The sequence below is a fragment of the uncultured Parasphingorhabdus sp. genome (assembly GCF_963677535.2).
GTDB lineage: Bacteria > Pseudomonadota > Alphaproteobacteria > Sphingomonadales > Sphingomonadaceae > Parasphingorhabdus.
On sequence record NZ_CAXXUT010000003.1, the window covers coordinates 83,309 to 101,593 of the forward strand.

An 18,285-nucleotide genomic window follows, 5' to 3' on the forward strand; every position below is an offset into this window, starting at 1 on the left:
TCATTTTCCTGGCTCATAATCGGGCAGCGCCGGTGCCGAGAGCAAAGATCCTGCCCCGCCCTGATCCAGCCGTTCGGTCACGTTGGTCATCGACTTGGTCAGCGCCTGCATATCTTCGACCAGCTGATCGATTTCCGGCAGTGTCTTTTTCGAGAACCGTTCCGCACCGGGCTGCGCATTTTTCAACACGCCTTCCAGCGCAAGGAGACTTTTCGAAGCGGAGTCCAATGTGGTCGCAAGATTTTTTGCTATAGGCTCGCCATTGTCGGTCAGGAAAGCATTGGTGTTATCCGCTACCAGCCCCAGTTTCTCGGCTGTCTGTCCCGCGTTGCGAATGGCAATACGGGATTCTTCCATTAGCGCTTCGAGAGCCGGCGCCTGCTGCGCGAGGCTCCCGGTAAGCTTGTCGGTATTGGCCAATATGCCGGTGATTGATTTCTGGTTTTCGTCCGACAGCAGCAGCGTCAGCCGGTCTGTCAGCGTCGCCAGTCGCTCCACCACCAAGGGTGCGCTGTTGAGCAATTCGCCGAGCGCGCCCGGTTTGGTCGGGATAACTGGCACCCCTTCGGGGCCAAGATCGGAAATCGGCGGCGCCCCCTTTTTGGCACCATCCAGCTGGATATTCGGCGGAGCGGTAAAGCTGACGCTCTGGATCGTGGCGGTGGTGCCTTCCAGGATCGGCGTGTCCTCACTGACAGCGATGCGGACGCGAACGAAATTCGGATCTTTTTTCCAGAGCTCGACCTTGAGCACCTGCCCGGACGGTACGCCGGCAAAGGTCACGCCAGTCCCGGACGCCAGCCCGCCCACCGATTGCGCGAAGAATATATCATATTCCTTCGTCGTGCCGTCGCCGAAGCGGACGATCCATACGAGAAAGGCGGCCACAAGGGCCAGCATCGCCAAAGTGACAACACCGACAAGGATATGGTTGGAGCGCGTTTCCATCTATTTCACCTCTATGACGGGCCGTGCCGCCAGCTGCAACGATTCTCTGACCCGCTTGCCCGCTCTCATGCCGGCACCTTTTTACCTGCAAAGGCCATTCGGCCACGCGGGCCGTTGAAATATTCCTGGATCCATGGATGGTCCAGCGCGAGCAGCTCGTCGATTGTGCCAACCGCGATAACCCGCTGATCGGCAAGCACCGCCACCCGGTCGCAAATGGCGTGCAACGTGTCCAGATCATGGGTAATCAGAAACACCGTCAGGCCAAGGGTCTGCTGCAATTCCTTGGTCAGGGCATCAAATGCGGCCGCGCCGATCGGGTCCAGCCCGGCGGTTGGCTCATCCAGAAACAGCAGTTCCGGATCGAGCGCAAGCGCCCGCGCGATGCCGGCCCGCTTGCGCATGCCGCCGGACAGTTCGGACGGATATTTCGGGGCGGCGTCGGGCGACAGTCCGGACAGGCAAACCTTGTATTTGGCCACTTCGCGGCGGAAATCACGGTCCATATCCGGATAGAATTCGCGGATCGGCACCATTACATTTTCCGCCACCGTTAGCGTCGAAAATAGCGCGCCGCCCTGGAACAGCACGCCCCAGCGCTTGCGGATCTCGATTGTCTCGGCATCGGACTTGCCCAAAATCGGTTCGCCGAACACCTTGATCTCGCCTTCTTGCGGCGTCTGCAGACCGATGATCGAGCGCATCAGCACCGACTTGCCGGTTCCTGACCCGCCGACCACACCGATAATTTCGCCACGCTGCACATCAAGATCGAGATTGTCATGGACAACCTGCTCGCCAAAGGCGTTGCGCAGGCCGTGTACACTGACGATCGGGCCTTCATAATCCGGATCATAGGCGATGGTTTGAGAGTCGAGCATCAGTCCCATCCGATCCAGGTAAAGAAGACAGCAAAAAAGGCATCAAGCACGATCACAAGGAAAATGGCTTGCACCACGGCTGCAGTGGTCCGTTTACCGACATCTTCGGCATTGCCCTTGACCTGCATGCCCTGGTAACAGCCGGTCACCGCGATGATCGCGCCGAAAACCGGGGCCTTGACCAGCCCGACATAGACATCGGTCAGCGGGACCACTTCCCGGATGCGGGAGAAAAAGGTCGCAGGCGGAATATCCAGTTCGACCCAGCTGAGCAGGCCGCCGCCGATGATCGCGACGATGGATGCGTAAAAGCCGAGCAGCGGCAACATGACGATGGCGGCGATAAACCGCGGCAGCACCAACGCCTCGATCGGTGATACTCCGATCGTGCGCATCGCATCGATTTCCTCGGTCAGCTTCATCGTGCCGATCTGGGCGGCAAAAGCGGAGCCCGACCGGCCCGCGACCATGATCGCGGTCATCAGCACGCCCAGCTCACGCAAGGTCAGCCGGCCGACGAGATTGACGGTAAATACTTCGGCGCCAAATTGCCGCAATTGCACCGCGCCCTGTTGCGCGATCACCAGACCGATAAGAAAGCTCATCAGCCCGATAATCCCGAGCGAGCGGACGCCGACCACGTCGAAACGCTGGATCACCGCATTCCATCTGATACGACCGGGATGCCGGATGAGCCGCAGGAAGCCGATCATGATCGCGCCAAAAAAGCCGATCAGTCCGGTCATCGTGGTAAAGGCAATCGTCGTCGCCTCACCGACTTCGCCCAGCACCCGGATCACCGGATTGGCCGGTTCCGGACGGATTTCGGTCGGCTGATCGGCGGAGGCGACCGCGGCGATCAGCCGTTCCGCATCATCATTGGCGCCGACTATCTCGGCGTGCCAGTCCCGCGCGGTGCGATGGATCAGCCACGCACCAACGGTATCGACATAGCCGGTCGCGGAAATATCCAGACGCTGCGCCTCGCCGTCATATTGCCTGAGCCGTTCCGGTAGATCGTCAATGCTGGCAATCGACAGGTCGCCGGAAAAATGCAGCGTAACCGCACCATCTTCGGCCGTCTCTTCGACAAAATCGCTCGCTATCGACATCGCATCCATAGGTGACGGAAATTGCGACAAAGCTCAAGAGATTAAACGGTTCAAATATTTGGCGCATTTGCCTGCGGACTGCTATGGGCGGCGCAAACGGAACTATCGGGACACCATGCAGAAAATATCGCTTTACGACATGGACCGCACGATCACCGTGCGCGGAACCTATACACCGTTTCTGTTCCACATGGTTTTCGCCCTCGCCCCGTGGCGCCTGATCTTCCTGCCGATCCTGCCGTTCGGTTTTATCGCCTATGCGCTCAAGCTGATCAGCCGCGGCCAATTGAAGACCTTCAACCAGCGGTGGCTGCTCGGCAGCGCCCCCAGGCTTTCGACGTTGCAGCCGCATATCGAACGGTTCGCCGACGGTGTCTTGCGCCACAATCGACACCGAAAAGCGATCAATCAGATAGAGGCAGACCGCGCGGACGGACGGAAACTGGTGCTGGTGACCGCCTCCTACGAATTATATGCCGGGGCCATTGCCCGGCGTCTGGGGTTCGATCATCTGATCGGGACGCAGCTGGTGGTCGACGGAGAGGGGCGCGTGTTGCCACAGATCAACGGCGAAAATTGCTACGACGATGCCAAGATCGGCCGGATCAAGCAGCTATTCTCCACACAGGGCTGGCAGCGCGGAGAGGCTCATGTCCGCGCCTATTCCGATCATGTCAGCGACGAGGCAATGCTGGAATTTGCTGACGAGGCCATCGCCACCACCCCGACCCCCAAATTGCGCCGTCTGGCCCGGCTGCGCGGCTGGAAAATCGTCGACTGGCGCTGATCCGGGGGGAACGAATCGCCCGGAGCGACAGACGAAAAACTGATCTCGCCACAATCAGCACCCCGATTCCGGTGGACAGACAAGCAGCGATGAACCAGATCGACAGGATGACCAGCTGACCCTGCTTTTTCGGAGATAACAACATATGTCATTCACGCAACTGCTCGTACCGACCTATACACAAATGCTGCGGGCTCTCCAGGGCTGGCTCGGGAAGGCACAGGATCAGCTTCCGGAAGCGGACGCGAGTGCGCTGCTGTCCGCGCGTCTCGCACCCGACATGTTTCCCCTGTCCACCCAGATCCGCTTTGCCTGCGTGCAAGCGCAGGAGGCAGTATTCCGTCTGCAGGGGGAAACATTCCCCTCTTCGCTAGGCGCGCTTGTCGATGAAGGGCGCAACGCAGGAGAACAGCCCGGTTCGTTCGCCGATGCCGAGGCGCGGATTAACGAAACCATCGCCTTGCTGGAAGGTCTGATCCCCGGCGCGCTCGACAAAGACCCGGGCGCCCCGGTCGCGCACGAACTTCCCAACGGCATGGTGCTTGATCTCACCGCGGAGCAATATGCCCGGGACTGGACGCTGGGACAGTTCTATTTTCACCTGATGACCGCTTATGCGATATTGCGCAGCGAGATGATCGAACTCGGTAAAGCGGATTATATCCCGCACATGTTTCCCTATATTCGGCCAGACACGATCCCGGCACACTGATCGTTGGCTTCCGGGCGTCAACCGGTGGTTGACAGTTCTGCCCTGCCGTCGCAGGTGGCGCGGCATGGCAATTATCGCAACCATCATGAACAGCAGCACAGGTCAACCGATCCAGAAAATGACCTTTGGCCGCATGCCCAAACCCTGGGCCTCCTTCAGTCTCGAGAGCGGCGAGCTGGTGACCGCCGAACGGATCGACGTCGGCACGCCAGCGCACGGCAAATTTGTCGCGCCGGTCTCGATCTGGGTTACTCCCAAGACAGCCAAGACCTGATCGATGAGCGTTGCTTTCCGCAGAGAAGGTGATGACGAGCATCTCGAGCCCAAGTTCGAGCATCCGATCCCCGTCGGGCCCAATCTGGTTACCGCGCGCGGATTACGGCAAATCAAGCAGCGCGTCGTGGAATTGCAGGCCGAGGTCGCCAAACTGACCGACGAGACGGCCCTGAAGATTGCCAAGCGCGACCTGCGCTACTGGAGCACCAGACAATCAACGGCGGAATTGCCGCCGAAACCGAGCGGGGAACGAGTCGAATTCGGCACCAGGGTCACTTTCCTTCTCGATGGCAGGGAAAAGACTCTCTCGATCGTCGGGGATGACGAAGCCGATCCGGCCAGCGCGCGAGTCTCCTTTTCCGCGCCGGTCAGCCGTGCCCTGATGGGAATGGAGCCGGGCGATTTCGGCGATTTTGCCGGACGAGAGGATGCCATCGAGATACTGTCCATTGCGGTGCTCCCGCAGTCATGAGCCAGGCCAACGGACAAAAGCCGCGGAAAAATGTCCCGGTGATGGATCGCCACCCGCCTGACTCAATATGCCGTTTTTATTTTCTGTGATTTATGCGCCGGAAACCGCAGATTTTCCGGTCGATATGTCAATGAGCCAGCCCGAGGACAAGCGATCCCCGCCACTGTAGAAGAGTCCGGTTCAGCCGACGAGGATCACTCTCAAATCGTTCACATTTGTGCCTGAAGGACCGGTCATCAACAGAGCGCCCGCCTTTTCAAAAGCCAGATAGCTATTATCCTGTTCGAGCAGATGGCGCGCCTCGCCTACTCCCCCCATCAGCTCGACGATTCCGGGCCACAAGAAGCCTCCGGCATTGTCTTCCGAACCGTCGATGCCGTCGCTGTCGGCGGCGAAGCCGCAAATATCCGGTTCGCCGTTCAATGCCAAGGCACAAGCCAGCAGATAAGCGGTACAACGGCCACCGCGACCATCCCGGTTGCTGATCATCACCGTCGCTTCGCCACCGGATATCAGGGCCGCCTTGCGACCACTTGCCTTGATCGCCAGCGCCTGTGCGGCGTGGTCGCGCCCGAGTTCCAGCGCGTCGCCCTCCAGCGCATCGCCGAGCATCACCGCTTCATAGCCCATCGCCTGAACGGCTTCGACCGCTGCTGCGCACATGTCGGCAGGCCGGGCGCAGAGATCGGCGGTCACGCGTTGCATCTTCGGATCGTCTGCTTTCGGCGTTTCCAGAGCGCCGGAACGCAACTGGCTGCGGATCGCGGGCGGAAGGACAATGTCATATTTTGCGGCAATCGCCAGCGTATCGGCGCAGGTTGAGCTGTCCGCGACCGTCGGGCCCGAGCCGATCATCGCGATATCGTCGCCGGGAATATCGGAGATGGCAATCATATGGGTTGCCGCTGGCCAGGCACGAGCGGCCAGCCGTCCGCCCTTGATCGCCGAAAGATGCTTGCGGACCATATTCATTTCACCGATCGGTGCACCGCTGCGCAGCAGGGCGCGGGTGACGGCCTGTTTCCCGGCCAGCGATATGCCCTCGGCCGGCGCGGGCAGCAGCGCGCTGGCGCCGCCGGACATCAGCACCAGCAAGAGATCATCTTTGCCAAGCGCGTCCGCTGCCTGCAGGGCGCTTTGCGCAGCTTCGGCGCCAACCGAATCAGGGACCGGATGCGATGCTTCGACAATTTTCAAATTATCCGGCGCAAAGCCGGGTTCGACATAGCCCTGGCGCGTGACGATCAGGCCCTCGACATTTTCCGGCAAGCGATCGAGGATAGCGGCGACCATCTGGGTGGCTGCCTTGCCGATGGAAAGCAGATAGGTCCGACCGGGCACTTTTGGCCAATCGACATCGCGCATCGCATTGGCCGGCAGCGCGGGTTGCAGCGCCTGCAAATAGAGATCCTCTAAAAAAGCTTTTATTGAATCGGGATTTGTTGTTTGATGCACTGCACAATAAGGGCCCGATTGTTCCGCCGGGGTCAAGAAGATTTTCGGAGTGACAGAAGAAGCCATGAATGATCGCGCCACTATCGACCACCTTCTGCAACGGCTGACGGCGCATCTGGGTGCGGTCTATCCCGATCACGATTGCGAGGCACTGGCCGAGCGTATTGTCGACCTGTTCTGGCCCGACAAGAGCAAGATGATCCCGCGATCGGAAATCGCCGACAAGCATTTGTGGGACGAACGCGATATCGCACTGATCACTTATGGAGGCACGATTCGGTCGGATGGCGAGCGGCCCCTGCGGACGCTGCACCGATTCCTGAAGCAGCATATCGGACAGACCATCGGCGCCGTTCATATCCTGCCTTTCTTTCCCTATAGCTGTGATGACGGCTTCGGGGTGATCGACTATCTCGCGGTCGACGAGGATCTGGGAGACTGGTCCGATATCGAGGCGATTGCCGGCGACTATCGCCTGATGGGAGATCTGGTGATCAATCACGGATCGAGCAAATCCGTCTGGTTCCAGCAATTTCTGTCCGATGAAGCACCGGGCAAGGACTATTATTATACCGCCGATCCGGCCGCCGATCTCGGGCAGGTGGTGCGTCCGCGGGCGCATCCGCTGCTGACACCGTTTCGCACCGTCTCCGGCAACCGCCATGTCTGGAGCACATTCAGCAGCGACCAGCTCGATTTCGATTTTACCAATCCCGAGCTGCTGATCGAATTTGTCAAGATCATCGCCGCCTATATCGACCATGGTGTCAGGATTTTCCGGCTCGACGCGGTCGCGTTCCTGTGGAAGAAAATCGGCACGCCCTCGATCAATCTCGACGAAACCCACGAGATCATCCGTCTGCTTCGGACCCTGATGGACCATCATGCCGAGACGCTGGTCATCATCACCGAAACCAATATCCCCAATCACGAGAATCTGACCTATTTCGGCAACCAGAACGAAGCGCATGTCATCTATAATTTCTCGCTGCCGCCGCTGCTGGTCCATGCGCTGCTGACCGGCAACGCGCTTTATCTGAAGCGGCTGACACGGAGCAATCCGCCGGCATTGACCGGTTGTACCTATCTCAATTTCACCGCCAGCCACGACGGGATCGGTCTGCGTCCGACCGAAGGGGCGCTGCCACAGGGCGAGGTCGACCAGATGCTGGCCTGTATCCAGGGCTTTGGCGGGCGTGTGTCGATGCGGCGCGGGCCGGGTGGCACCGAGAAGCCCTATGAGATGAACATCTCCTTTTTCGAAGCGATGCAGGGCACGCTCGACGGACCGGACGAATATCAGATCGACCGGTTCATGGCGGCGATGGCGATCATGCTGGCGCTGGAAGGTATTCCGGCCATCTATATCCACAGCCTGCTGGCGACGCCGAACGGCTATGAAGATGTTAACCGGACCGGCCATAACCGGTCGATCAACCGGTCGCAGCTGGACTATGACACGATCAGTGCGAAACTCGCCGATCCGGAAGCCGTCGAGGCGCAGGTCTTTTCGCGTTTTCTTGCGCTGGTTGAAACCCGCAAACGGCAGCCGGCTTTTCACCCCAACGCGGTGCAATTCACGCTGGCGTTGCCCGAAGGCCTGTTCGGCATCTGGCGCCAGAGCCGCGAACGGACACAGAGCATCTTCGCGATCACCAATGTAACCAACGAAGAAAAAATGCTGTCGCTGGCCGATGTTAATCTGATCGCCGGGGACAGCTGGTGGGACCTGATCTCAGGCCATATCATTGCCGACATCGAGGGGGATTTCAGCCTGTCTCCCTACCGGACCGTCTGGTTCAGCAACGTCGCGCCCGACCCGGCCGAGACGTCCCAGAGCTAGTCTTCGTTATCCAGGCGGACCGCTTCCTTGAACCGGTCGGTGAAATCCGGAATGGCGCTGTTGATCCGGTTCCAGTTGGCCATGAAGGGTGTTTCGTTCGGCGATTCCAGAAATGTTTCACCGGCGGTCATGATATTCTGCGCGAACAGTTCGACCGTCGTCTCCTCTTCATGCCGGTCAAGCGTCAGGCCGTTCATCACCGCGTCGTTATAGAACGTCTCGATCCGGTCGAGGGCGATCCGGAAATAGGTCGCTTTCAGCGTGCGGAAGGTGCCGGCGGAAAAGACCTGACCGTCGGTGGCGAGCTTGCGGAACAGCGACTTGGTGATGTCGATGCTCATTTTCGACAGACCGCCTTCGGGATTGTCATGCGAAACCGACTGGTGCTTGTGGTCATAATTGTCGGCGATCTCGACCTGGCAGATCGACTGGGTCGACTGGTTGCGCCACACTTCGGACAATACCCCGACCTCCAGGCCCCAGTCGGACGGGATTCGGATATTCTTGACCACCTGCCGGCCCATCGCGAACTCTCCGGCAAGCGCGTAGCGGAAGCTGTTCAGATAGGTGATATAGTCATTGGGTTCGCAGACTTTCTTGAGCGCCGCCAGCAACGGGCCGATCAGCAGGCGGACCACGCGACCGTTGAACTTTTCCTCCGTCGTCCGTGCATAATAGCCTTTGGAGAAGACATAGGGGAAAGTCGGATTGGCCACCGGATACATCAGCCGCGCGAGCAATTCCCGGTCATAGGTCAAAATGTCGCAATCGTGCAGCCCGACCACCTGGGCGTTGGTGGCCGACAGGAAATAGCCAAAGCAGAACCAGACATTGCGGCCCTTGCCCGGTTCCGCCGGTGACAGGCCGCATTCCTTCAGCTCTGCGTCGAGCGCAGTCAGCCGGGGGCCGCTGTTCCAGAGGATATGGTGGCGTTGCGGCAGCCGCGAAAAATATTGTTTCGCATATTCGAACTGCTCCTTGTCGGCGCGATCCAGCCCGATGATGATGTCGTCTAGATAGGGCACCTGGCACAGTTCATCGACGATATTTTCGAGCGCGGGGCCTTCCAGTTCGGAAAACAGGCTGGGCAGGACCAGGGCCATGGGATTGGCTTTGCGAAAGCCCATCAAATCGGCTTCCAGCGAATCGACCGAGCGACCGGACAGATTGTGAAGCGTGGAAATTGAACCGTTTTGATGAAAGTCAGCCATAGATGTCCCTGTGTTTGCCGAGAGACGAGCCTAATCAGCTTTGGCGCAGGTTTAAACCCAATTCTGCCAGAATTTCCGTGACCGCGCTCACCCAGCCCTCCGGGCCCGGCGCCGGGGCGGTGCGGACACCGGGCTTGACGGAGACAATTGTGACGCCCTGCGGATTGGGCATGATCACGCCAAAATCGGCCGCCTCTATCATCCCCAGGTCATTGGGCCCGTCGCCAAGAGCGATCGAAAGGATGTCGCAGTCCGGTTTTCGTCCGGCGATGGTTTCGATGATCCGGGCCATCGCTTGCTCCTTGGTCGCGTGACCGGTCAGATGGTAAAACCGTCCGCCGCGCTGGATCCGCAGACCGGATTCGGCGACGACGGACGCAAGCGATTCCAGCTCGCCGTCTGTGCCGGACCAGAGAAAGGGTTCGGTCGCCTGACGGTCCTTCGCCCGCCGCGCATCGCCGTAGGCCAGCCCGGTCGCCTCGACCACCGCATCGACAGACATGTCGGAAAATCCGCGAAAATGGCGGCGCAACGAGGCCGGCAGCTTGCCGATCTGGTCCAGTATCGCCGGATAAGCGACTCCCATGGTGATCCTGCCGGAGGGGTCGTCCTCGCCGGTAATGAAGTTTTCGGGACCATGTAGGACGGATCCGTTCTCGGTCACGCAGAGCGAGAATGGCAGGGGCAGTGTCTGCTGCAGGTGAAGCAGTTCCGCATGTGTCTTGCTGGTAACCGGAACGACTTCCGCCAGCGATCGCCGGGCCAGATCAGCGACCAGCCCGTCCGCGGGCTTGGCCGAATAGCTGTGATGATCAAGCAGCGTGCCATCCAGGTCGGTGCATATCACGGGGTAAACGGGTCGCATTGCCATAGCCCCGATATAGCAGTCCGGCCTGAACCGGAAAGCGCTAATCTGGAGAAGCGTTCAGTCTGCGATCACACCGCCGCGAGCGCCTGGTCGAAATCGGCGATCAGGTCGTCCGGGTCTTCGACACCGATGGAAATGCGGACCAGATTGTCGGTGATGCCGAGCGCGGCGCGGCGTTCGTCGGGGACCGAAATATGGGTCATCGCAGCGGGCAGACTGGCCAGCGTTTCGGTGCCGCCGAGGCTAACCGCCAGCTTGGCGATCTTCATCGCATCGAGAAAGCGGAAGGCCTCCGCCTCGCCGCCCTTGATGAACAGCGAGAAGGTCGAACCGGCGCCGCTGCAATGGCGGTCGAAGATATCCTGCTGGCTTTCGTCGTCGATGAAGCCGAGATAGCCGAGACCATCGACCTTCGGATGGTCGCGCAGGAAGGCGCAGACCTTTTCCGCATTTTCGCCAGCCCGGGTCATGCGCAATTCCAGCGTCTCGAGGCTGCGCATCAGCATCCAGGCGGTATTCGGATCGCAGATCGTGCCGATGGTGTTCCGGATCGCGCGGATCGGGTCCATATGCGCCTTGCTGCCGAGCACGCCGCCCGCAACCAGATCGCTGTGACCGCCGACATATTTGGTCAGGCTGTAGATGACGATATCGGCGCCGTGTTTCAGCGGCTGCTGCCAGAGCGGGCCGAGGAAGGTATTATCGATGGCGATCGGCGGCGGGCCCTCTTCGCCAAAGACCTGTTTGCGCGCGTCTGCAACACCCTCGATATCGACCAGCGCGTTGGTCGGATTGGCCGGACTTTCCAGATAGATGATCGCGACCTTGCCGCCATTGGCCGCGGCCTGTTCCTTGGCCTTTTCGAGCAAGGTTGCAACTTCGGACGGACTCGCACCAGCCGGGAAGTCTAGGAAGCTGACGCCAAAGCGGCCGAGTATCTTGTTGATCAGCGTCTCGGTCGCGGCATAGAGCGGCCCGCTGTGCACCACGACATCGCCCTGGTTGACATTGGCGAGCAACACCGTCGAAATCGCCGACATGCCGCTGGAGAAAACCAGCGCATCCTCGGCTTCGTCCCAGATGCTCAGCCGGTCTTCGAGAATTTCCTGATTGGGACCGTTGAAGCGTGAATAGACCAGACCATCGGAGCCGCCGGGACGCTTGCCGGTGATGCCTTCGAAGAAACGTTTGCCGGCTGCGGCATTTTCGAAGGCGAAGGTTGAGGTCAGGAAGATCGGCGGCTTGAGCGAGCCTTCCGAAAGCTCCGGATCATAGCCATGGCCCATCATCAGGGTAGCCGGTTTCAGCTTGCGGCCGCCGATTTTCTCGATTGGTGCCTTGGGCATGCGGCGGGTCACCGGGACGGCTGCGTTGGGATCATCTTGCTTGGCCATGTCTGTCTCTCCACATCAAATATTTGCATGAAGTCTTGCCTGAAAATCTAACTGGTTACAACGGAAACCATCCAGATGCAGCCGATTATGATCGGGATGCCGGCAAGGTCGAGCAGCAGGCCGGATTTCAGCATTTTCGGCAACTCGATATGACCGGTCGACCAGGCAATCGCATTGGGACCGGTACCGCTAGGCAGCATGAATCCCCAACTGGCGGCCATTGCGGCAGGCACAGCGAGCAGCACCGGATCGACGCCGGTGGCGAGGATCAGGCTGGCGACCACCGGCATGATGCCGCTGGCGGTGGCGACATTGGAGGCAAATTCGGTGACCAGAATGACCAGCGCGACCAGCGCGATGGCGATGATCAGTACCGGAACCGACTGCAGCGGTTCCAGCGCTCCGCCCAGCCATTCGGCCAGACCGGACTCGATGATCCCCGCGGCCAGCGCGAGACCGCCGCCGAACAGCATGGTCACGCCCCAGGGCGCCCTGTCCGCTTCATCCCAGTTGAGCAGCCGCCGACCGGTCCCGTCGGGCAACGAGAATAGCAGCAGTCCGCCGAAAACGGCGATACTGCCATCGTGCAGCGCCCCTTCCGGAAAGATCGTCTTGAGTTGCGGCAAGAACAGCCAGCCCAGCACGACGATAGCAACGACCGGAACGAGGCGCTTTTCCGGCACGCTCCAGGGGCCCGGCGAACCGATCGCCAGCTTTGCCTTGACGCCATCGAAACTGTGACGCCCAACCTTTTGTACCGCGATCAGAATGGCGGCGAGGACGGGGATGCCGATGAGCACGATCGGGATACCGAATTTCAGCCAGCTGAGAAAATTGAGATCCATGCCCAATGTCTTGTTGATCAGGCCCGCAGCAATCGCGTTGGTCGGACTGCCGACCAATGTGCCGAGGCCGCCGATAGAGGCAGCAAAGGCCACGCCCATGACCAGCGCTCCGGCGAACCCTTCGGTCTCGCCATCCCGGACCCCGCCAGCGACCAGTACCGCCACCGCAATCGGGATCATGATCAGGGTCGAGGACGTGTTGGAAATCAGCATGCTGAGCAAGGCGGTGGCGATCATGAAGGCAAATAATATGCCCCAGGCGGTCTTGCCGGACAGGCCGATGATCGCCAGCGCCAGCCGCTTGTGCAGTCCGACCCGCTCGATGGCCAGCGCCAGAAAGGCACCGCCGAGGATGAGGAACAGGATCGGCGAATAATATTGGCTGGCGGTTTCATTGACCGACATGACATCCATCGTCGGCAGCGCCAAGAAGGGCAGCAAGGCCGTGGCGGTCAGCGGCACCGCCTGGGTCATCCACCAGGTCGCCATTAGCAGGGTCAGCGCAGCCACCTGCCAGGCCGGCGTCGACATGGCTTCCGGAGCGGGCACGAGCAGCATGATGACAAATCCGGCGAGCCCCGCCCATAGACCGATGCGTTGTGCGTTCATGCCCTCTCCCCCCCGTATCCCGTTCTCCCAGTCTGCGCCGGCGTGCAAACCGGCTGGCCTTTGTTAATGGCCAGATTGGTTCAGCCCCCAGCCTTCGCTGGGGTGACGGGGGAAATCAATAGTATTCCGCAAGGCCGATCAGCGAAATCTGCCTGCCATAGCCCGCTTCATCGCGGTGACAGGAGCGGCGGTAGCTGAAATAGCGGTTCTCGTTGGCATAAGTATCGAGACCGAGTTTATCGAACTTGTTAATGTCTGCTGCTTGCAGTCGGGCAGCGACATAATCCTCTATATCAAACTGGAAATGGTCCGCTTTGCCCGCAGCGAAGAAGCGGTCATTATCCGTATCGGCTTCGAGAAACCGCGACCGGAAGGCCGCATCGACCTCATAGCTGGGCTGCGCGATGCAGGGCCCGATGGCACAGGCAATATTGCCGCGATCCGCGCCCAGCTTTTCCATCGCTGTGAGTACATTGTCGGTAACCCCGGCCAAAGCGCCCTTCCAGCCGGCATGGGCGGCGCCGATCACTTTGGCTTGCGGGTCATAGAACAGCACCGGCACGCAATCAGCGGTCAATATCCCGAGCAGCAGGTTTGGCTTGTCCGTCACCATCGCATCGGCCTGTGGGCGCTGCTCGAGCGGCAGGGGTTCGGTCACGGTGACAACCTCTGCGCTATGGATCTGGTGCACGGTCACCAGTTCGCTACCCGGCAACACGCCTTCCGTGGCGCGGCGGCGATTTTCCATGATCGACTCGCGGTCATCATCACTGCCCAGACCGATATTCAGCCCGCTGTAGATTCCTTTCGAGACACCCCCTGCCCGGCCGAGGAAACCATGTTCCACGCCCTTGAGCAGTGGAGAGGTCGCGATATCAAGCAAGGCTCTTGTGCACCTGTTCGGCGACATCTTTCGACAGGCCCGGCTGCGCCGCAATTTTCTCCAGCGCCAGCCGCATCAGGTCCGAACGCCCCCGTTCGTAGCGCCGCCAGCGCCCGAGCGGCGGGATGAATCGGGCCGCGGTCTGCGGATTTTGCTTGTCCAGCGCGATTACCATGTCTGCGATCAACTGGTAACCTTTGCCCGACGGATCATGAAAGCGGGCTTGATTGCCCGTAAACGCTCCATAGAGCGCGCGCACCCGATTGGGATTGGACAGAGTGAAGTCGGGATGGCGCGACAGGCTTTCGACCCGTTTCAGCGCATCGGGACGCTGCGACATTGCCTGCAGGCTAAACCATTTGTCGAGAACCAGCGCGTTGTCCCTGAATCTCTTGTAGAAATTGTCAAAGGCCGCGGACCGTTCTTCGGATTCGAGATTGGACAATACCGCCAGCGCGCCCTGCATGGCGGTCATATTGTCCGCATCTCGATATTGGTCAAAGGCCAGCTCAGCTGCATCTTCGGCAAAGGATGCGGCCAGATAGGCCAGAGTCACGTTGCGCAATTTACGCTTGCCGCGCGCCTCGGCGTCGAGCGAGAATTCGCCGGGCCAGCAGCTCTTGTAGAGCTTGCGGAACTGCTTTTCGAACTGCACCGCGATCTTGCCGCGCAATTTCTCGCGCTCCTCATGGATCGCCTGCGGATCGACCTCGACCATCTGGTCACCGAGAAAGGCTTCGCTGGGCAGCTGGATCAGCTCGGCGAGAAAGGCAGGATCGATTGACGTGTCGGCGAGTATTTTCGCGACCGCCAGCAGGATGATATCGCGATCAACCGGCGTGCCCGAAACCCTGGCCGTCAGATAATTGGTCATCAGTTGCTGCATCGCCTCGAACCGGGCGAAAGGGTCGTCGTCATGCGCCGACAGAAAGGCCAGTTCCTCGGCGGTCTGGTCGCTGTCCAAGATGATCGGCGCGGAGAAACCGCGATTGATCGACAGGATGGGCCGTTCCTTATGGCCTTCAAGCGCGAAGCTTTTCTCGGACTGGTCGAGCAACAGCAGCTGTTCGCCCTGGTGCGCGCCGGTTTCCGGATCGAGCAGCGCCGTGCGCAGCGGTATCAGCAGTTCGGACGGCTTCGGCTTTGCGCCATTTTGCGCAATTCTCTGCGTCAGCCGGATTGTGGCCGTGCCGGTTTGCGGGTCGTGGGACAGCGTCGCGCTTACCCGCGGCGTGCCCGGCGTCTCATACCATTTGCGGAACTGTTTCAGGGCGATGTCGCCGCCGTCTTCCATCGCGGTGACAAAATCCTCGCAGGTCGCCGCCTCGCCGTCATGCCGGTCGAAATAGAGATCGGTACCCTTGCGGAAATTCTCCGGCCCCATCAGCGTGTTCATCATCCGGATGATTTCCGCACCCTTGTTATAGATGGTCGCGGTGTAGAAATTGGAGATTTCCTGATAGCTTTCCGGACGGATCGGATGGGCCAATGGCCCCGCATCCTCGGGGAATTGCGCTGCCCGCAATATCCGCACATCCTCGATCCGCTTCAGCGCCGCCGAGCCCATGTCGGCAGAGAAGCTCTGGTCGCGATAAACGGTAAAGCCTTCTTTCAGGCTGAGCTGGAACCAGTCACGGCAGGTGACACGGTTACCGGACCAGTTGTGGAAATATTCATGCGCGACCACGCCTTCGATACCGTCAAAATCGGCGTCGGTTGCGACTTCGGGATCGGCGAGAATATAGCGGGAGTTGAAAATATTCAGCCCTTTGTTCTCCATCGCGCCCATGTTGAAATCGCTGACGGCAACAATGTTGAACAGGCCAAGGTCATATTCGCGGCCATAGGTTTCTTCGTCCCAGCGCATCGAGTCCTTCAGCGCCTGCATCGCATGGCCGGTACGATCGAGATCGCCGTCGCGCACCCAGATATTGAGTTCGACCGGCTTGCCCGAACGGGTGGTGAAGCTGTCGCTGTTGGCGACCAGATCGCCCGCAACCAGTGCGAAAAGATAGCTCGGCTTGGGCCAAGGGTCATTCCATTGCACCCAGTGGCGGCCATTTTCGCCATCGCCTTCGGCGATCTTGTCGCCGTTGCACAGCAATATGGGGAATTTCGCCTTGTCGGCTTCCATCCGCACCTGATAGCGGCTGAGCACATCGGGCCGGTCGGGAGCGAAGGTGATCCGGCGGAATCCTTCCGCTTCGCACTGCGTGCACAACATCCCGTTCGATGCATATAGTCCCATCAGCTGGGTGTTGGTCGACGGATCCAGTTCAACCTCGATCTCGACGCTGTGCGATGCACCGTCCAGCGGCAGCACCAGATCGCCTTCGACCAGTTTCCAATCGGTAAACGCGGCGCCGTCCACCCGGACTGCCGTCGGCGAAATATCATCGCCTTGCAGCACCAGCGGTTCGCCAGCCTTCGCGCTTTTTGACCGGCGGACATCCAGTTTCGAACGGACCAGCGTGTGCTCCAGACCGAGCTGGAAATCCAGGTCGACTTCCGGAATGAACCAGGCGGGCGGGCGATAATCCTCGCGGCGGATCGTCGCGGGATCGTGGGGTGCTGGCGCGGCATCGGCCATTTCGTCGTTCGATGATTTCTGAATATCAAGCATGGGCCTTGCCATAAGAGCCATTTGCACCCCGCGCAATTGCGTTTATGGCTGGAATGAAAGGGAGTGGGTCATGTCCAGAATATTGTTCATCGTCTTTGCCGGTCTGCTGGTCGCTGGCTTGCCAGCGGACATTATTTTTGCGCAATCCGGCAGCGCGCCTTTTGACGTCGAGCAGGCCAGCCGCGCCTATATCGACACATTGCAGGGCGAAGAGCTGGAAAAATCGAACAATTATTTTGAAGGCGGCTACTGGCTGATCCTTTGGGGAGCCCTGATTGGTATCCTGGTCGATTTCCTCATTCTACAGTCCCGTTTTTCTGCCCGATTCCGCGACTGGGCCGAACGGGTCACCAAGCGACATTGGCTGCAACCGGCGCTTTATACCTTGCCTTATGTCATCGCCGGATTTCTGTTCACCCTGCCATGGACGATTTACACCGGCTTTTTCCGGGAGCAGCGATATGGCCTGATGAGCCAGAGCTTCAGCGGCTGGTTCGGCGAGCAGATGATCGGTCTTGTCATCTCGCTGCTCATATTCCCGCTGCTGGTCATGGCGATTTTCGCGGTGATCCGGCGGGCCCCCAAGACATGGTGGCTATGGGGCACCGGGGTGGTTTCGATGTTCCTGTTCATCGGCATGATGCTCGGGCCGGTGTTCATTTCGCCCTTGTTCAACGATTATCACGAGATGGCGGACGGACCGATGCGCGACAGGATTGTCGCGATGGCCGCAGAATATGATATTCCGGCGGAGAATATCTATGTGTTCGACCAGTCGAAGCAGCATAAGAGAATATCGGCCAATGTTTCCGGTATCGGACCGACGATCCGGATTTCGCTCAACGACAATCTGCTCGAACGGACCGATCCGGACGAGGTCGCAGCGGTAATGGGGCACGAACTGGGCCATTATGTCCTCGGCCACACGTGGCGCACGATCTTCATCCTGGCGCTCATTATCGGACTGGGACTGTTCGTTGTCGCACGGCTCGCGCCGCGGCTGATCGAACGCCATGGCGCGAAGTGGGGCGTTCGTACCATTTCCGATCCAGCAGCGATTCCGATACTCAGCCTTATCCTCACGGCCTATTTCTTTGCCGCAACGCCGGCACTGCATAGCCTCGTCAGGATTACCGAAAGCGATGCCGACCAGTTCGGGCTGGATACGGCCAGAGAACCGGACGGCTTTGCCAAGGTGGCGATGCGCTTATCGGAATATCGCAAGATCGAACCGGGTCCGGTCGAGGAAATGCTGTTCTTCGATCATCCTTCCGGCGCCACGCGTGTCCGGATGGCGATGCAGTGGAAGGCAGACAATATCGAGAATCCGGTAATTCAGAACCCCGGCAAGCTGGAACAGGAATAG

16 protein-coding genes are annotated in these 18,285 nt (G+C 59.7%); 6 read left to right on the forward strand and 10 right to left on the reverse strand.

All coding sequences use genetic code 11. The annotated features are described in order from the left end of the window. The 3 genes from ACHZCJ_RS07360 to ACHZCJ_RS07370 all read right to left on the reverse strand — a co-directional run bounded on the left by ACHZCJ_RS07360 (position 1) and on the right by ACHZCJ_RS07370 (position 2,941). The gene (locus ACHZCJ_RS07360; protein ID WP_321325196.1) at positions 1–948 is read right to left on the reverse strand and encodes an MlaD family protein; all 948 of its coding nucleotides are present in this window, start codon (positions 946–948) and stop codon (positions 1–3) included. Between the two features lie 65 nt (positions 949–1,013). Beyond that, on the reverse strand, positions 1,014–1,829 hold the full coding sequence (locus tag ACHZCJ_RS07365; RefSeq protein ID WP_159640176.1) for an ABC transporter ATP-binding protein: 816 nt from the start codon (positions 1,827–1,829) through the stop codon (positions 1,014–1,016). Further along, a complete protein-coding gene (locus ACHZCJ_RS07370; RefSeq protein ID WP_321325199.1) occupies positions 1,829–2,941 on the reverse strand; it encodes an ABC transporter permease in 1,113 nt (370 codons plus the stop codon). Before ACHZCJ_RS07370 ends, ACHZCJ_RS07365 begins: the two co-directional genes overlap by 1 nt. Positions 2,942–3,056: 115 nt before the next feature. On the opposite strand from ACHZCJ_RS07370, the gene ACHZCJ_RS07375 reads away from it, so the two are divergent. From ACHZCJ_RS07375 to ACHZCJ_RS07390, 4 genes are all read left to right on the forward strand, one after another. Next, positions 3,057–3,728 carry an HAD family phosphatase gene (locus ACHZCJ_RS07375; RefSeq protein ID WP_236553745.1) on the forward strand — a complete coding sequence of 224 codons (672 nt, stop codon included), beginning with the start codon at positions 3,057–3,059 and terminating at the stop codon, positions 3,726–3,728. A gap of 145 nt (positions 3,729–3,873) precedes the next feature. Next, positions 3,874–4,440 carry a DUF1993 family protein gene (locus ACHZCJ_RS07380; protein WP_159640170.1) on the forward strand — a complete coding sequence of 189 codons (567 nt, stop codon included), beginning with the start codon at positions 3,874–3,876 and terminating at the stop codon, positions 4,438–4,440. A gap of 64 nt (positions 4,441–4,504) precedes the next feature. Beyond that, entirely contained in the window at positions 4,505–4,714 is a 210-nt protein-coding gene (locus ACHZCJ_RS07385) for a hypothetical protein (protein ID WP_321325205.1), read from the forward strand. A 3-nt stretch (positions 4,715–4,717) separates the two neighbouring features. After that, a complete protein-coding gene (locus tag ACHZCJ_RS07390; RefSeq protein ID WP_321325207.1) occupies positions 4,718–5,188 on the forward strand; it encodes a GreA/GreB family elongation factor in 471 nt (156 codons plus the stop codon). A gap of 180 nt (positions 5,189–5,368) precedes the next feature. Here the strand turns inward: ACHZCJ_RS07390 and ACHZCJ_RS07395 are convergent, their stop codons facing one another. After that, positions 5,369–6,589, reverse strand: coding sequence for a glycerate kinase (locus ACHZCJ_RS07395; RefSeq protein ID WP_321325209.1), 1,221 nt, complete (start codon positions 6,587–6,589; stop codon positions 5,369–5,371). A gap of 103 nt (positions 6,590–6,692) precedes the next feature. On the opposite strand from ACHZCJ_RS07395, the gene ACHZCJ_RS07400 reads away from it, so the two are divergent. Further along, positions 6,693–8,486, forward strand: coding sequence for a sugar phosphorylase (locus ACHZCJ_RS07400; RefSeq protein WP_321325211.1), 1,794 nt, complete (start codon positions 6,693–6,695; stop codon positions 8,484–8,486). Here the strand turns inward: ACHZCJ_RS07400 and ACHZCJ_RS07405 are convergent. The 6 genes from ACHZCJ_RS07405 to pepN all read right to left on the reverse strand — a co-directional run bounded on the left by ACHZCJ_RS07405 (position 8,483) and on the right by pepN (position 16,886). Beyond that, complete coding sequence (locus tag ACHZCJ_RS07405; protein WP_159640158.1) at positions 8,483–9,697, reverse strand: glycosyl transferase; 1,215 nt, start codon at positions 9,695–9,697, stop codon at positions 8,483–8,485. The genes ACHZCJ_RS07400 and ACHZCJ_RS07405 overlap by 4 nt on opposite strands. Before the next feature lie 34 nt (positions 9,698–9,731). Further along, the gene (locus ACHZCJ_RS07410) at positions 9,732–10,562 is read right to left on the reverse strand and encodes an HAD-IIB family hydrolase (protein ID WP_321325214.1); all 831 of its coding nucleotides are present in this window, start codon (positions 10,560–10,562) and stop codon (positions 9,732–9,734) included. 71 nt (positions 10,563–10,633) lie between these two features. Beyond that, entirely contained in the window at positions 10,634–11,959 is a 1,326-nt protein-coding gene (locus tag ACHZCJ_RS07415; RefSeq protein WP_394700069.1) for a cystathionine gamma-synthase family protein, read from the reverse strand. 47 nt (positions 11,960–12,006) lie between these two features. Continuing rightward, positions 12,007–13,413, reverse strand: a complete 1,407-nt coding sequence (locus ACHZCJ_RS07420) for a DASS family sodium-coupled anion symporter (RefSeq protein ID WP_321325217.1) — start codon at positions 13,411–13,413, stop codon at positions 12,007–12,009. A 115-nt stretch (positions 13,414–13,528) separates the two neighbouring features. Further along, positions 13,529–14,323 (reverse strand): peptidoglycan editing factor PgeF, encoded by a 795-nt coding sequence (gene pgeF, locus ACHZCJ_RS07425; protein WP_394700070.1) that lies wholly within the window; start codon positions 14,321–14,323, stop codon positions 13,529–13,531. Next, complete coding sequence (pepN, locus tag ACHZCJ_RS07430) at positions 14,289–16,886, reverse strand: aminopeptidase N (protein ID WP_321327749.1); 2,598 nt, start codon at positions 16,884–16,886, stop codon at positions 14,289–14,291. The genes pgeF and pepN overlap by 35 nt, the downstream gene beginning before the upstream one ends. A gap of 103 nt (positions 16,887–16,989) precedes the next feature. Here pepN and ACHZCJ_RS07435 point away from each other — a divergent pair, with 103 nt between their 5' ends. Next, entirely contained in the window at positions 16,990–18,285 is a 1,296-nt protein-coding gene (locus ACHZCJ_RS07435) for a M48 family metallopeptidase (RefSeq protein WP_321325221.1), read from the forward strand.